The 15,326-nt window shown below is 58.5% G+C and carries 13 protein-coding genes; 10 read left to right on the top strand and 3 right to left on the bottom strand.

Going from position 1 to position 15,326, the window contains the following annotated elements; translation table 11 throughout:
- Positions 1 to 63: 63 nt before the first annotated feature.
- Together ACIPR4_RS09435 and ACIPR4_RS09430 are read left to right on the top strand one after the other, a co-directional pair.
- Positions 64 to 786, top strand: coding sequence for an HAD family hydrolase (locus ACIPR4_RS09435; RefSeq protein ID WP_041586597.1), 723 nt, complete (start codon positions 64 to 66; stop codon positions 784 to 786).
- Positions 787 to 808: 22 nt separating this feature from the next.
- Complete coding sequence (locus tag ACIPR4_RS09430) at positions 809 to 1,939, top strand: DNA polymerase III subunit (RefSeq protein ID WP_013568434.1); 1,131 nt, start codon at positions 809 to 811, stop codon at positions 1,937 to 1,939.
- Here the strand turns inward: ACIPR4_RS09430 and ACIPR4_RS09425 are convergent.
- Positions 1,936 to 2,958, bottom strand: coding sequence for an L-threonylcarbamoyladenylate synthase (locus ACIPR4_RS09425; RefSeq protein WP_013568433.1), 1,023 nt, complete (start codon positions 2,956 to 2,958; stop codon positions 1,936 to 1,938). The two genes, ACIPR4_RS09430 and ACIPR4_RS09425, sit on opposite strands and share 4 nt — an antisense overlap.
- A gap of 30 nt (positions 2,959 to 2,988) precedes the next feature.
- Between ACIPR4_RS09425 and ACIPR4_RS09420 the strand changes: the two genes are divergently transcribed.
- Positions 2,989 to 3,600 (top strand): class IV adenylate cyclase, encoded by a 612-nt coding sequence (locus ACIPR4_RS09420; RefSeq protein WP_013568432.1) that lies wholly within the window; start codon positions 2,989 to 2,991, stop codon positions 3,598 to 3,600.
- Between the two features lie 31 nt (positions 3,601 to 3,631).
- On the opposite strand, the gene ACIPR4_RS09415 is transcribed toward ACIPR4_RS09420, so the two are convergent.
- The gene (locus ACIPR4_RS09415; protein WP_144312380.1) at positions 3,632 to 4,621 is read right to left on the bottom strand and encodes an energy transducer TonB; all 990 of its coding nucleotides are present in this window, start codon (positions 4,619 to 4,621) and stop codon (positions 3,632 to 3,634) included.
- Positions 4,622 to 4,915: 294 nt separating this feature from the next.
- On the opposite strand from ACIPR4_RS09415, the gene ileS reads away from it, so the two are divergent.
- From ileS to ACIPR4_RS09380, 7 genes are all read left to right on the top strand, one after another.
- Positions 4,916 to 7,786 carry an isoleucine--tRNA ligase gene (gene ileS / locus ACIPR4_RS09410; protein WP_013568429.1) on the top strand — a complete coding sequence of 957 codons (2,871 nt, stop codon included), beginning with the start codon at positions 4,916 to 4,918 and terminating at the stop codon, positions 7,784 to 7,786.
- Positions 7,787 to 8,314, top strand: a complete 528-nt coding sequence (gene lspA, locus ACIPR4_RS09405; RefSeq protein ID WP_013568428.1) for a signal peptidase II — start codon at positions 7,787 to 7,789, stop codon at positions 8,312 to 8,314. It begins immediately after the preceding gene.
- On the top strand, positions 8,311 to 11,256 hold the full coding sequence (uvrA, locus tag ACIPR4_RS09400; RefSeq protein ID WP_013568427.1) for an excinuclease ABC subunit UvrA: 2,946 nt from the start codon (positions 8,311 to 8,313) through the stop codon (positions 11,254 to 11,256). Before lspA ends, uvrA begins: the two co-directional genes overlap by 4 nt.
- Positions 11,253 to 12,560 carry a tetratricopeptide repeat protein gene (locus ACIPR4_RS09395; RefSeq protein ID WP_013568426.1) on the top strand — a complete coding sequence of 436 codons (1,308 nt, stop codon included), beginning with the start codon at positions 11,253 to 11,255 and terminating at the stop codon, positions 12,558 to 12,560. Before uvrA ends, ACIPR4_RS09395 begins: the two co-directional genes overlap by 4 nt.
- Positions 12,561 to 12,581: 21 nt before the next feature.
- Positions 12,582 to 13,061 carry a hypothetical protein gene (locus tag ACIPR4_RS09390; RefSeq protein ID WP_013568425.1) on the top strand — a complete coding sequence of 160 codons (480 nt, stop codon included), beginning with the start codon at positions 12,582 to 12,584 and terminating at the stop codon, positions 13,059 to 13,061.
- A 6-nt stretch (positions 13,062 to 13,067) separates the two neighbouring features.
- Positions 13,068 to 13,616 (top strand): tunnelling fold family protein, encoded by a 549-nt coding sequence (locus tag ACIPR4_RS09385; protein ID WP_013568424.1) that lies wholly within the window; start codon positions 13,068 to 13,070, stop codon positions 13,614 to 13,616.
- A gap of 189 nt (positions 13,617 to 13,805) precedes the next feature.
- Positions 13,806 to 14,462: a M48 family metalloprotease gene (locus tag ACIPR4_RS09380; protein WP_013568423.1), complete on the top strand. Its 657-nt coding sequence runs from the start codon at positions 13,806 to 13,808 to the stop codon at positions 14,460 to 14,462.
- Here the strand turns inward: ACIPR4_RS09380 and ACIPR4_RS09375 are convergent.
- Positions 14,459 to 15,298, bottom strand: a complete 840-nt coding sequence (locus ACIPR4_RS09375; protein WP_013568422.1) for a prolipoprotein diacylglyceryl transferase — start codon at positions 15,296 to 15,298, stop codon at positions 14,459 to 14,461. The genes ACIPR4_RS09380 and ACIPR4_RS09375 overlap by 4 nt on opposite strands.
- Between the last annotated feature and the right edge of the window lie 28 nt (positions 15,299 to 15,326).

Raw genomic sequence — 15,326 nt, 5'->3', positions numbered from 1 at the left:
GTCGAGCTCCTGCCCGTCCCTGGCTTCTACTCTGCAGAGTGTACCAACTAGAATCAGATGCGCATGCTTCCCTCGCCTACTTTCGACCTGCCAGCCGTCGGACAAACGCTCATGATCGATGCGGACGATACGCTCTGGGAGAACAACCATCTCTTTGACCGCGCAATCGCATCGTTTGTCACTTTTCTCGACCACAAGACGCATACGCCGGATGAGGTACGCGATCATCTCAATCGCATCGAGCATGATCGTGTCCGTCTGCACGGATACGGTCTCGCCAGCTTTCGCAAGTCGCTCGTGATCTGCTTTGAAGAATTGAGCGGCGAGGTGGTGACCGAAGCACATCGCACGGAGATCGATCGTTTTACGGCCCTCATCACTGAGAGTCCGATCGAACTTCTTCCGGAGGTGGATACGACGCTCGCCTATCTTGCAGGTCGGCACCGCCTGCTTCTTGTGACCAAGGGCGCAGAAGAGGAGCAGGTGAGAAAGCTGGAGCGATCCGGTCTGGCAGATTATTTCGATGGCGTGGAAGTTCTGAGCGAAAAACATGTGGAGGCCTACCTCGAATTGAGGCACCGGCATGCCTGCGAAGCTGCAACAACCTGGATGATTGGGAATTCACCCAAGAGCGACGTCAATCCTGCACTGGCTGCTGGTTTGAATGCGGTGCTGGTTCCCCATGCCAACACGTGGGTCCTTGAGCACGAGAAGCTGTCCGACGCTCCCGAGGGCCAGCGGCTTCTGACTGTGGATCGCTTTACGGACCTCCGTCTGCACTTTTGATCTCTCCGTATATGCTGTTGATGTGGGCGCGCTTGGGAGTTTCACCGATTTCGTAGGCAATGATGAGGCAGTCCAGAACCTGCGGACGTCCATCGCCGCCGGACGCCTTCCCCATTCTTTGATCCTTGGCGGACCTGCGGGCGCTGGAAAATATACCCTCGCCATCATGCTGGCGCAGGCACTGAACTGCGAGCGGCAGCCCCGGGAGATGTGGTCCAACGGGCAAACGCTCGCCAGCTTCTGCGGTGTCTGCGATAACTGCGTCCGAATCGCCGAATCTGCCGATCTTCAGCCGCTGATTGACGCCGCCATTGCCGCCCGCGAAGAAATGCGCGAGACGGACAAGAAAGAGACGCGTGTACTTATTCAGACACATCCCGACGTGCTGATTATCCCGCCGGACCCTCCACAACTGCTCATCAAGCTCGGACAGGTTCGCCGCGTTATCACCGGGGCGCAGCGTGCTCCCTCGCAAGCTCCTCGTAAGGTCTTTATCTTCACGTCTTCTTCCTTCATGAAAGAGGCGGCGAATTCTCTGCTTAAGGTGCTCGAAGAGCCACCTGACTTTGCGCATATTTTTCTGCTTGCGGACAATCCCGGAGAACTTCTGCCCACGATCCGGTCGCGCTGCGGCTTGGTACGTCTGGGTGCTGTTCCCGCGGAGGAACTGGAGATGGTATTGGCCGAACGGCGTCCGGAGTGGAAGCCAAATCAACGGTCCCTAGTGGCAAGGCTTGCTCAAGGCGCTGTGGGTAAGGCGTTGGGATTTGATGTGGCGACCTACTCTGCGGCCCGTGCGGACGCTCTCGTGATGTTGCGCGGAGCGACGCTCGAAGGCGAACATACCGCGCTCTTCCGCATGACAGAGACCTACCGCGCCGGGGCTGAGGGGCAACAGAAGACCACCGCCATGCTGGGCGCCATGTCGAGCGTTCTGGAGGATGTACTGATGCTGATCTCCGGTACGCCGGAACGGCTGCGGAACGTCGATATTCGCGGCGAACTCGAAGCGATGGCGGGAACAATCGACTTTGCATGGATCGAACGCGCCGTGCGCGGCATGGACCAGGTACGCAGCGGAATGCGCCGCAATCTTCTCCGATCCCTGTCTCTGGACGCGTTTGCGGAAGAGATGGCCGGAGTTCGCCGCTAGGAAGTCTTTGCGGCCTTCATCAGGCGGTCGCGGATGGCCTCCGCGAGTGGCCCGCTTCCCTCTCGCGGTAGAGGGCAGAGGATGATTTCCACGCCTCGTGTATCTAGTGTCCGCAATCCCTCGAAGAGAGTGTGCGCAAGGGCGGTCGTGTCGTTCCAGGAGCCCCAGATTACCGCTTCAATGGACTGAGAGGGAATCTTCCACTCCGTCGGCAACAAAACACCCACACGTTCGGTCTTCATTTGCTGGAAGATACGATGAAGCTCGTCTTCGTCCTGCACCAGAACAACTCTGGCTCGTGGAGCGTAGTGCCGTATGCCTATGCCCGGAGAAGGCAGGCTTTCGTGCTTGGCTCCATCCAAAGTGTCGACAGGCTGATATCTCACCGTCGGACCTGCGACCGCGACGATCTGCTCCAGTGTGATGGCACCGGGGCGATAAAGCATCATGGGTGACGTGTTGGGGTCGAGTACTGTGGATTCGACTCCGACCGAGGTAGAACCGCCATCTACGATGGCGTCGATGGCTCCATCCAGGTCTTCAAGAACATGGGCTGCCGAGGTTGGACTGACGTGGCCGAAGAGGTTGGCGCTGGGCGCGGCCACCGGAACTCCGGCACGGCGAATGAGATCGAGAGCCATCGGGTGCGCGGGCATTCGGACCCCCACCAGTTCTCGCCCAGCAGTGACCGCGAGCGGAAGGGCGGGGTTGCGTGCCAGGAGGAGTGTGAGAGGCCCCGGCCAAAATGCTTCCATAAGCAGGCGTGCTCGCGCGGAAATCGAAGAAACGATGGCACTTAGTATTTCCAGGCTGGAGAGATGCACAATCAACGGATCCCAGTGGGGTCGCTGCTTGGCCGCAAAGATTTTTTCCACCGCTGCCGCGTCGAGTGCATTGGCTCCCAGGCCGTAGACGGTCTCTGTTGGAAAGGCCACAGTGCCGCCTTCGCGCAGAATTGTGGCGGCGCGATCCAGATCTTCGACAGTCAATTGCAGCGTATTGCACCTTCCAGCAGGCATTGTTTTGAGGATACCTCCTATACTGACGGGATGGTGGCTTCGGAGATTGAGCTCAAATTCGTCGTGCCGAACGCACGCGCCTTTCATGACCGCGTTCTAGCTTCGGGCTTCCTTCTTAAAACGCCGCGCACAATGGAGCGAAATTCCCTGTTCGATACAGAGGAACGCTCCCTTCGCGGGAAAAAACAGGTGCTGCGGCTACGGCAGTATGGAGACATCTGGACGCTCACCCATAAGCGACCAACCGACGCCCTCGCCGAGCAGGAATCACTTCGTTACAAGTTCCGCCGTGAGACAGAAACCACCATCGAAGACGGCGAAGCGATGGGTGCCGTCTTCATTGAGCTTGGTTACCGCCCAGTCTTTCGTTATGAGAAATTTCGCACCGAGTTTGTCGATGCCAACGGCGGCGGCGCGGTAGTGCTGGACGAGACGCCCATCGGCGTCTTTGCCGAGGCTGAAGGCGAACCTGCGTGGATTGAGCAAACGGTGGAAAAACTCGGCGTTCCTGCGGAGGCCTGCTTCACCGAAAGCTACGGCAAGATGTTCGAGGACTGGCAGCGGCGCACCGGAAGCAGCGCGCTGAATATGACCTTCGACGAAGTACAGGCAGACGCAGAAAGGGCCGCCACGGTTTCGTGACGGCCTCTTTCTTGTTTCTCTCGTTCTGCGCCTAGAAGATCTGGAAGTTTACCGCGACGTTCAGTTCCACCGCGACGGCCTGGGTTCCCTTGCGGGCTGGCTTGAACTTGTACTGGCGAACGGCTTCGAGCGCCTTTTCATCCAAGCCCATCCCTACCGGTCGAATCACTCGCACACGCGTCGGCCTGCCGGTCGCGTCTACAACGAGGTTTACGAGCACTTCGCCCTGGAATTTGGCCTTGCGGGCCTCTTCGGAGAACTCGGGATCGGGTTGATAGACCAGAATCGGTGCGGAGATTCCGCCGCCGATCTGGAAGACTCCCCCACCCGTACCGCCGCCTTCACCCGGCCCGAGGCCCGATCCGTTGCCAGAACCTATGCCACCGTGACCGCCATTACCCAGCGAGACACCGACGTTCGGAGAACGGGGATCGCCGAGGTTCGGCATGTTGTTATTGGTCATCTTCATGTTGGGCTGCATGACCAGTGTCGGATCTACCGCGAGTTTGGGTGGAATCTCAGGAGGACGGCTCGGTGGTACGATCTGTTCTTTCGCAAACTTCGGAAGACGGCCCTTGCTGACGGGAGCCATGTCATGCGCTCCACCTCCGCCGCCCATTGCCTTTAGCGAGGGTTTGGTGATCACTTTGGGAACGGGCGCATTCAGATCAACGGCGGCTACTTTCTTCGCCACCGGGGTTGGTGCCGTCAGAATGCGATGACCCACCCAAAAGAGCAGAAGAATAATCAGCGCGTGGAAGACTACAGCAACGCCGGTCGAGACGGGATCGCGTTTGACCGCCATGCGGTCTACGACGGCGATCGGTTTCGACTCAAGTTGAAGCGGCGGTAGCTTTGTGGGGAAAAAGACATCGCGAAGATTCGACCAGAGCGACGCAAAGACGCTTTCGCCCTCAAGTTCGGGGTCAACGCCAAGGTGCGGTTCATAGTCTGCACTATGACGATCGATCGTTTTATCTTCACGTTCGACTTCGGGAGGAGTCATCAAAGTATTTGCCATCGCCTCATTCTTGAGCGCGGGGAAACGTCCGTTCCCTGCTCTGGTACGACCTAAGCGCGCCCTCCGGATTGGTTCCGGACCTTCGGTCTAATGCCGAAGTGTACAGGCGAGCGGCATGCAGAAAAGCACTTGCTGGCTCCAACGAACATTTTACAAACAAATCCATCCGGACGTCTCCACGTTAGACGCAGAAGACATAAAAAGGGTCTCGGAAGGTTACGCGTACCTGTTCTGTTACCTCCGCCTCCATGGGAAGTACAATGGAAACTTGGGCTTTGAAGCATGGGAGATGGGATGGAAGAGCAGCAAAAAACATCTGGGGAGGCGCCGAAGCCGCGCCTCCTGAAAGACACGTTGAACCTGCCAAAGACGGGTTTCAGCATGAAGGCTAACCTTCCGCTGAACGAACCGGCGCGCCTTGCGAAGTGGACGGAACAGGATCTGTACGGCCAGATTCGCGCCTCGCGCGAGGGAGCGGAAAAGTACATTCTGCACGACGGCCCACCGTACGCCAACGGCCAGATCCACCTTGGACATGCCTTGAACAAGTGCATCAAGGACTTCATCGTGAAGTCGAAGACCATGGCGGGCTATGACGCCCCTTATGTCCCGGGATGGGATTGCCACGGCCTGCCGATCGAGATCAAGGTCGACGAGCAACTTGGCCGCAAAAAGCTCGAAATGGACAGCCTGACCGTTCGCAGGCTGTGTCGTGAATATGCGCAGAAATATGTCGACCTTCAGCGTTCGCAGTTTGTCCGCATGGGAGTTCTGGGCCGCTGGGAGCGCCCGTACCTGACGATGACGGACGCCTACGAGGCGAAGATCCTTTCCACATTCTATGAGTTCTACGAAAAAGGGTTCGTCTACAAAGGGCTGCGTCCCGTGTACTGGTGCATGCACGACAAAACCGCTCTCGCCGAGGCTGAAGTCGAGTACGAGATGCACACCTCGCCTTCGGTCTACGTGCGGTACGCCCTGACCAGCGACGCTGGAGCACTCGATGGCCGTCTGGCGGGCAAGCAGGTGTTTGGCCTGATCTGGACGACTACACCCTGGACCCTTCCGGCCTCCATGGCCATCGCTTTTCATCCTGAGTTGGAATACGCTGCTCTGGAAAATACCGACGGAGCCGTTTATATCGTCGCGGCGGAACTCGTGAATGCGGTCAAGATCGCCTGTCACCTGGAAGACGCCGTCGAGATCGCACGCTTCACCGGTGCGCGCCTCGAACGGGCCACCTTTGCGCACCCGTTTCTAGATCGCGAGATCCTCGGCGTCATGGCCGATTACGTCACACTGGAGCAGGGTACCGGCTCCGTGCATACCGCCCCGGCGCACGGCCCGGACGATTTTGCCACGGGTAAGAAGTACGCTCTGTCGCAGGCCTGCGATGTTGACGACGCAGGGCGGTTGCGCAACGGCCTGCCGGAGTACGACAACCTGAACGTCCACAAGGCCAACGAGCCGATCATCGAGTTGCTAAAGACACGCGGCGCGTTGATGGGACGCGAAGATATCAAGCACAGCTATCCGCACTGCTGGCGTTGCCATCGGCCTGTCATCTATCGCGCCACGGAGCAGTGGTTTATCGGCATGGAGACGCCGGTTACGACCGTCGATGGCCTGCCGACGACGTATCGCCAGAAGGCGCTCGACGAGATCGCCAAGGTGACCTGGGATCCATCCTGGGGACAGGAACGGATCAGCAACATGATCGCGACACGCCCGGACTGGTGCATCTCTCGTCAGCGTATCTGGGGTGTGCCGATTGCGGTCTTCCTCTGCCAGAAGTGCAGTGCGCCGCTGCAGGACGCAAAGATCAACGCGACCGCCGTCAGCCTTTTTGAAAGGGAAGGTGCGGATGCGTGGTATCGCTACCCAGCGGAGGAGCTTCTGCCTGCCGGAACCTCGTGCGGCACCTGCGGTTCCACCGAATTCCGCAAGGAGATGGACATCCTGGATGTCTGGTTTGAATCCGGCGCGAGCTGGAACGCCGTGCTGGAGACGGAACCTGAGCTTCGCTTCCCTGCCGACCTCTACACAGAGGGCGGCGACCAGCATCGCGGCTGGTTCCACTCTTCCCTGCTGTCGTCCGTCGGCATCCGCGATATCGCGCCGTACAAGTACGTCGCAACCTCGGGCTGGACACTGGACGAACAGCGTCGCGCCTTCTCGAAGTCGCTTGGCAACGGTGTCGATCCTGTCGCCGTGATGGATCAACTCGGCGGAGATATCGTCCGCCTCTGGGTGGCGTCGGTCGACTTCCGCGAAGACGTGATCGCTTCGGTCCCTTTGATGAAGCGTCTCGCCGAAGAGATCTATCGGAAGCTGCGCAATACCTTCCGTTTCCTTCTGGGAAATCTGGATGGCTTTGTTCCCGCTGAAGATGAGGTCGCCTGGAACGATATGCAGCCACTGGACAAATACATGCTGGCCCGCGCTGCGGAATTGGTGAAAAAGGTTCGCGCTTCGTACGACGCCTTTGAGTTTCATCGTGCGTATCACGCGATCAACGAGTTTGGTAACGCAGAACTCAGCGCTTTCTATTTGGATGTCTTGAAGGACCGGCTTTACACGCTGGCGCCGAAATCCATCGAACGGCGCAGTGCACAGACGGCGATCTGGAAGATCACCGAAGCGCTTGTACGCCTCACTGCTCCAGTGCTTTCGTTCACAGCGGACGAAGTCTGGGAGCACATGCCTCCCGTCGAAGGCCGTGAGAGTAGCGTGCACATTGCGTTTTTCCCCAAGCCGGAAGACCTCGCTCCTGGCGATACTTCTCGTCTCATCGGGCACTGGGCGACACTCCTCAGCTTGCGCGACAAGGCACTTCTGACCCTCGAAGCCGCACGCAAGGAAAAACAGATTGGTAAGGCGCTCGAAGCGAAGGTCAACCTCAGCTATGACTCTTCGCAAGCAGATGCTGTCACTCATCACATCGCTGCGCTTCCGGAGCTCTTCAACACTTCAGAAGTTGAGGTGAGTGCCGCGGAGACCTCTTCTGCGACGACTGCACCAGCCACTGGAACCAAGTGTGATCGTTGCTGGCGCTACACCCACGATGTGGGTACAGATAGCCGCTGGCCATCCGTTTGCGCGCGCTGCGCTATTGCACTGGAAGCTGTGGGCTTTGAGCCCATGACTGCGGAGGCAAACGCCTAAATGCATCTTGTCGTAGACAACACAAAGCGGCGCGACGCGCGCGGCTGGCTACTCCTTATCGCTGCCATTGCGATTGTGCTGGATCGCATCTCGAAACTCTGGGTTGCAGCACACCTTCAACTCGGCGCTGCAATCACGGTGATCCCGCACGTCTTTCGTATTACCCACGTGCTGAATACAGGTGCGGCGTTCAGTATGTTTGGCGATGCGGCTTCGCCGCTCCTCGTGCGTTGGGGGCTCATCGTCTTCTCCGCAATTGCCAGCGCTGTAGTTCTTGTGATGATCTGGCGAATGGGTCGTGACTGGAGTCCCGCTTCTCTCGGTCTGGCGCTCATCCTCGGTGGAGCGCTCGGCAATCTCTACGACCGTATCTGGCTGCATTACGTCATCGACTTCCTCGAAGTGACAATCGTTCACTATCACTGGCCCGACTTCAACGTTGCGGACAGCTGCATCTGCATTGGAGCCACCTTGCTCATGATCGAGATCCTCTGGCCCCGTCCCACCGCAACCTCAGAGGCCGCATGATCGCAGGAGCAAACGACAAGATTGTCATCCGTGGAGCACGCACGCATAACCTGAAGGGCGTGGACGTCGACATTCCACACGGTGCGATGACGGTCGTTAGCGGCGTCTCGGGCTCCGGCAAAAGCTCGCTCGCCTTTGACACGGTCTATGCGGAAGGACAGCGACGCTACGTCGAATCGCTCTCTGCGTATGCGCGGCAGTTTCTTGAACGTATCGAAAAGCCGGATGTCGATTTCATGGACGGGCTTGCCCCGGCCATCGCCATCAAGCAGAAAAATCAGACGCGCAATCCGCGATCCACCGTCGCCACCGCAACGGAGATCTACGATTACATGCGGCTGCTCTTTGCGCGCTGCGGCACGGTCACCTGCCTGCACTGCGGCGGCATCGTGAAGCGCGACACGGTGGATGAGATTGCCACCTCTGTCATCTCTCTCGGCGAAGGCACGCGCCTTTACGCTCTCTTCCCCATCGTGCGCGCCGAGATCAAGATCGAGCCGATGCAGGAGTTTGCACTTCCTCCAGAAGAGACGAAGCCCGCGAAGAAGAAGGCAGCCACAAAGAAAAGCACCAAGGCTGCAGCGTTACCGGACATCAGCGATGTACTGAAAGAACGTCTGGCGGAGTTGCGCAAGCGTGGTTATAACCGCCTCTTCCAGAATGGAAAGATCGTTGAGTTCTCCACTCCGGAGAGCCTGCTCGAACTTGATTTCAACGAGCCCATCTTTGTCCTGATCGACCGACTTGCAGTCTCGGCTGAAGTGCGCTCACGCATCGTCGATGCCATCGAGACCGGTTATCGCGAGTCGGGTGAAGTCCAGTTTCTTACGGTTCCGCGCGAGGACGCCAAACCAAAGCGAATCCGATTCTCTGCTGCATTTGAGTGTATGAATTGCCACCGCGCCTACCGCGAACCGGAGCCACGCCTATTTAGCTTCAACAACCCCTTTGGCGCATGCCCACGCTGCCAGGGCTTTGGGAATACGATCGACTTCGATCCGAACCTGATCATTCCGAACACTGCACGAACGCTGGACGACGGCGCCATCGATCCATGGGTCAAGCCAAAGTATCGCCCCATGCACAGCGAGATGAAGCGCTTCGCCAAAGAGAAGAAGATCCCCGTGAACGTGCCGTGGTTCGATCTGACTCCGGCGCAGCAGGAGATGCTCTGGGAGGGCGAAGGTGGATTCTCCGGTATTCGTGGCTTCTTCAATCTCCTGGAGCGCAAAAAGTACAAGCTGCATGTCCGCGTCTTTCTTTCGAAGTATCGCGGCTATGCGCCGTGCCCGGAGTGCAGGGGGCAGCGTCTTCGTGCGGAGGCTCGCGCTGTTCTTTTAGAGAACAAGAACATCTGCGAGGTTGGCGCGCTTACGATTACAGCCGCACGCGCCTTCTTTGACAGTCTGCAACTCTCGCCTTCCCAGGCGGAGATCGCTGGCAAGATCCTTGAAGAGGTGCGTCAGCGCACAGGCTTCCTCGAAGAGGTGGGCCTGGAGTACCTGACGCTCGACCGCCTCAGTTCCACGCTCTCCGGCGGAGAGTCGCAGCGCATCCAACTTGCTTCGTCGCTTGGGTCAAAGCTCGTCGGCGCACTTTACGTACTCGATGAGCCATCCATTGGCCTGCACTCGCGCGATACGGCAAAGCTGGTGCGTATTCTGCATTCTCTCCGTGATCTGGGCAACACGATCCTCGTTGTAGAGCATGACCCCGATGTGTTGCGTGCTGCAGACCGTCTGCTGGATCTCGGGCCGGGCGCGGGCGAACTGGGTGGAAAGCTGCTTGCCGAAGGAACGGTCGAAGAGGTCAGCAATAACCCCAACTCCATCACCGGACGCTATCTCTCCGGAAGAACCAGCATTCCGATCCCGCGCGATCGCCGCGAGCCATCCCGTGAGATGCTGAAGCTCAAGGGTGCGCGCGCCAACAATCTTCGCGGCGTCGATATGGAGATCCCCCTCGGCATGCTCGTCGCCGTTACCGGCGTCTCCGGCTCGGGCAAATCCACGATCGTGCACCAGGTGCTCTACCGTGGCCTGATGCAGGCACTCGGCCAGAGCGAAGGTGGAGATACGGCGAACCTTTACCGCGAACTTACCGGCACGCACTTCCTTCGCGATGTCGTTCTGGTGGATCAATCGCCTATCGGACGCACACCGCGGTCGAACCCCGTGACGTACATCAAGGCCTTTGATGCCATCCGTGAACTCTTTGCGCAACAACCAGACGCGCGCCGAAAGAGCTACACGGCAGGCAGCTTCAGCTTCAACGTTCCTGGTGGCCGTTGCGACGTCTGCGAAGGCGACGGCACAGTTACAGTCGAGATGCAGTTCCTTGCGGACGTCGAACTTCCCTGCGAAGAGTGCAACGCCACGCGGTATAAAACCGGCATCCTCGAAGTGAAGTACAAGAACAAGAACATCTATGACGTCCTGAATATGACGGTGCAGGACGCGCTTCATTACTTCGCCGGACATCCGAAGATCGTAGACCGCCTGCAAGTCCTTGACGAGGTCGGCCTGGGCTATGTGCGTCTCGGGCAGTCCGCGACCACGCTCTCCGGTGGAGAGGCGCAGCGTGTCAAGCTGGCCGCGCACCTTGCGACGATTCGCGCAGCGTCAACTACGCGCGGTGTTCCTACCAAGGTCGCCAGCCGGGTGCTCTACATCCTGGACGAACCGACCACCGGTCTCCACTTTGAGGACGTCGGCAAACTGCTGACGGCGTTCAAAAAGCTCATCGATGGTGGCGGCTCTCTTCTTGTTATCGAGCACAACATGGACATTATCAAGTCTGCGGATTGGGTCATCGACATGGGGCCCGAGGGCGGCGCGGCGGGCGGTATGGTCGTCGGCGTTGGAACACCCGAGGAGATCGCCCGCATTCCGGAGTCGTATACCGGACAATGGCTCGCACTCGCCCTGGAAGGAAAAGTTTGAAGATCTTCGCTACGCTGCTCCTCGTCGCCAGCACTTCCTTCGCGCAGATGCAGCTCCCTGCGGGAACGCGGTCTGCCCTAGACGTCGAGGAGCAGCAAAAACAGATCCAGAACGCCGAGGAACTGCTGCAGAAGAACGAAGCGGCCAAGGCCCGCGATCTGCTGCAGGCCGTCCTGAAAGGCGATCCGAAGAATGCCCGTGCTTCTTATGACCTTGGCTTCGCCGACGAATCCTTGAAGGAGGAAGCCGCTGCGGAGACGGCGTATCGCTCAGCTATCGCTGCAGATAAAAGCCAGTTTGAAGCCCGCCTCGCCCTGGGTCTTCTTCTGGCTCGTCAAGGCAAGATGGCGGAGGCTCGCGAGCAGTTGCTTGCCGCCACGGAACGCACCCCGGTAAGCGACCCCAGCAATAAGGGCATGGCTTTTCGCGCCCTCGCCCGGCTGGATGCAGGCACAAACAATAACGCAGCCCGCGATGAACTGCTGCAGGCTCTCAAGCTCTCACCCGAAACTCCGGACGACCGCGAGCTTGCCGCGCAGATCGCATCTTCTTCAGGCGATAGCGCGGATGCCGAGACCGTCTACCGCCGCGTTTTGACCGAATCTCCGGGCCAGATCGAGGCCAGCATCGGCTTGGCTCGACTGCAAGCCCGCGCAGCCAGATTCACTGACGCTGAAGCCACGCTCAACAAGGCGTTAGAGACCCATCCCGGCGACGTCACCCTTTCGACGCAGCTTGCCAGCATCTACGGCGCGGAAAAGAAGCCGGAAGCGGCTCTGGCTCTCCTGGAAACAGCTCACACCGCCCACCCGGAAGACCCCAACGTCTCGCGCATGCTAGCCAGGCTGTACGTTCAAACCGGAGCTCCAGACAAATCCATCTCGATTTACGAGACCCTGCTCAAGGCTGCGCCGAGCGACGTGGAGCTTCTCGACGACTACGGCGATGGGCTGATGCGAAACAAGCAGTTCGCCCAGGCTGAGGACGTCTTGAAGAAGGCGGTCGCCCGTCCGGAGGCCTTTTCCTCAAAGGAATCGCTTGCCGGAGCTGCTGCCCATCTTGCCTTTGCCGCCTCGGCAAACCAGGATGCCGCTACCACACTACAAGCTTTATCCATCCGTAACAGTATTGCGCCGCCCTCTGCGTCTTCCCTCTTCCTTGCGGCGACTGCACATGATAGATTGCATCACACGAAACTTTCGGTAGACCTCTACCGCCAGTTTCTTCAGGCAGCAAACGGCAGTTATCCCAACGAGGAGTGGGAAGCAAAACACCGCATCCTGGCCCTCGAACACGCAAAGTAAGCCCTCTGTAGGAGGTGCGCTATGCAGGTCGCAGTCGCAAAACCGGTCCCCCATTTCCCTCTACAACTTCTCTGTATGACAGTGCTCGCGGCAGCGAGCATGCCTTGCCATGCCGCCATCGATCTAACGCCGGATGCGCGCCTGGTCGCGGATCTTGAAGTTCGCGCCGTCCAAGCGAATCCCCGAGAGAAGCCCTACCTCTACACCGAACTCGCCGATAAGCTCACCTTGATGGCGAGCCGACAGATTCAGAATGGCGACCTGGATCAGGCATCCGTCACGCTGGAAAAGGTCGAGGCATGCTCGGCGCGTATCGAGAGCGAAATCTCGGATAAGAGCAAGGGCATGAAGAAAGCTGAGATGCTAATGCACGCTACAGGGCGTCGACTTTCCGATATGCTGCGCGCCTCTCCCAGCGATATAAAGCCCCGTCTGCAAGCTACTTTGAAACGACTGAACGACGCACAAAATTCACTCCTTTCGAAGATGTTCGAACACTAGAGGTCTATGCGCCAGCGTCTGCTCATTTTTCTGTTCGTTCTTACTTGCGGACACTGCTGCGAACCCTCTCTTGCAGCACAGGCGCGTCAGAACCATCTCTCTGAAGCCGAAGTGGAATCTCTGCGCGAAGTGGCCTATTTCCCCGCGTCGCGCGTTCTGGTCTTTCAGAAGATCATCGACAGCCGCATTGCGCGTATCCAGGACCTCGTCTCGAAGCGCTATCAGGCGGGCAAAACAGAAGATTTACATGATGCGATTGAGCAAGTTGCTGGGATTGCGATCGAACTCGAAGACAACCTCGAAGACTACGATCGCGGTCACCGCGATCTGCGCAAATCGCTGCCAAAACTTCTCGATGCGGTAGAGCGTTGGACCTCCATCCTCAAGCAGCCCGAAGAGAATCCTGCGTACGAGGTTCAGCGCCGACTTGCCCTCGACGCTGTGGACGATATCCACAAAGAGTGTACAGAATTGATCCCGGAGCAGAAGGCTTGGTTCAAGGAGCACCCTCCTGCCAAGGAAGATCCACATCCGCCCGTTGAAGAGAAGCGCTGACCCACCGTACACTGCTTTATAGCTGTGTTTCCTTCTTTCCTTCATACGCTCTTCGGCAATATCACCAAGCAGGTTGAAGCGCCTGCCCCATTGCCTGTTTCTCCCACCAGAAAAACGGACCCGCGCAAAAAGCCAATGTCTCGGCCCGCTGGAGTTGACCACGGGTCTCCGCTCCAGAAGATCTTTCAGATGGAATATCGCGAGCTTCGTCCTCGCGCCCCCATGCCTGAATTTGATATTCGCTTTCGTCGATTTACCTCGCTCAACACCACGATCCGTCTGCGCGAAGGTAAATTGCAGGTGCGGTTATCCGATCTTCTTGAGACAGCCCCTGAGAATATGCACCATGCGATCGCGCATATTCTGATTGCCAAACTTTACAAGAAGCCCATCTCTCGAGCGCACAACGACCGCTATCGCCGCTACGTTTCGTCGGAGACGGTCAGCAAGCAATCGGAGCAGATTCGCCAGCAGCGGGGACGGAAGCGACTTCTACCCCCCAAGGGACACTTCTACGACCTGGAAGAAGTCTTCGACAAGTTGAACCACCAGTTCTTCCATGGTCTGCTGGGTCAACCCGTTTTGACGTGGAGCGGCCATCATGCGCGCCGTCTGCTTGGTCACTACGATGCAGCGCACAACACGATCGTCGTCAGCAGGGTCTTCGACCGTGTGGATGTTCCCCGCTATGCGATTGAGTACCTGCTGTATCACGAGATGCTCCACCTCAAGCACCCCGTCAAGGTGAAGAACGGCCGTCGCTGCGTGCATCCGCGGGAGTTTCAGGCCGAAGAACGCCTCTTCCCGCAACTCGCGGAAGCCAAGGCGTTCCTGAAACACCTTTAGACGGCTACGGTTGAAACAACCACAGCCTTGCGCCGTGCCCAGACGATCACAAGCAGACCCACCACCGCCGATCCGATCGATGCGACCTGGGCGTTGCTCATTCCCCAATACAGGGGGGGGTTGCGGCGGAGAAACTCCACCAGAAACCGTCCGATGCCGCTGAGGAGCAGGTACTCGCCGGTCAGTAGACCGATTGGCTGTGGTTTCTTGCCTCGCCACCAGAGATACCCGGCGAGGGCCAGGGCAAACAGAAACTCATATACCGGCGTCGGATGCACCAACAACCCCGGAGGATTTGGCCTTGGCGGATCCAAAGCATCGTTACGGATGTGCACGCCCCACGGCACGGTCGTGTCCTTACCGTAATCTCCGTCGCCTGAGGTCAGGCAGCCGATCCGTCCCACCCCATAGCCAATGGCCGCTGCGGGGGCCGCCAAATCGAGCATGCGCAGGGCGCCTGTTCTCACACCGTCATACAAAACCCGTCCCTGATACAACAACATGGCAACACCGGCCACCAGGCCACCGAACCATGCGAAACCGGCCCGAAACCAACTCAGGGAATCCATGGCGACGTCCAGCGGATGGTGCCATCCCGGAACTGCGATCTGCCGCATCGATTCCCGCAGAGCAGCGGGATCCTGCAATTCGTGCCAGACCTTCGCGCCAAGAATGCCCGCGAGCATCACAAGGGCCACCACGGAGACTGCGTCCGCCGTTACGGCATTCCGTTGAAAGTTGCGATGCAGTACCCATGCTGCTGCTACTGCTGCGAGCCAAAGTAAGAGACCAAAAGTCCCAAGTTCAAACGATCCAAGATGAAGGTAAGGAAGCATAGCGTCGTCTTCAAGGATACCGCGTTTG

This window comes from Terriglobus saanensis SP1PR4 (assembly GCF_000179915.2).
Taxonomy (GTDB): Bacteria; Acidobacteriota; Terriglobia; order Terriglobales; family Acidobacteriaceae; genus Terriglobus; species Terriglobus saanensis.
Note: the sequence above shows the minus strand (reverse complement) of the source record. Positions and strands in the feature narration are given on the sequence as shown.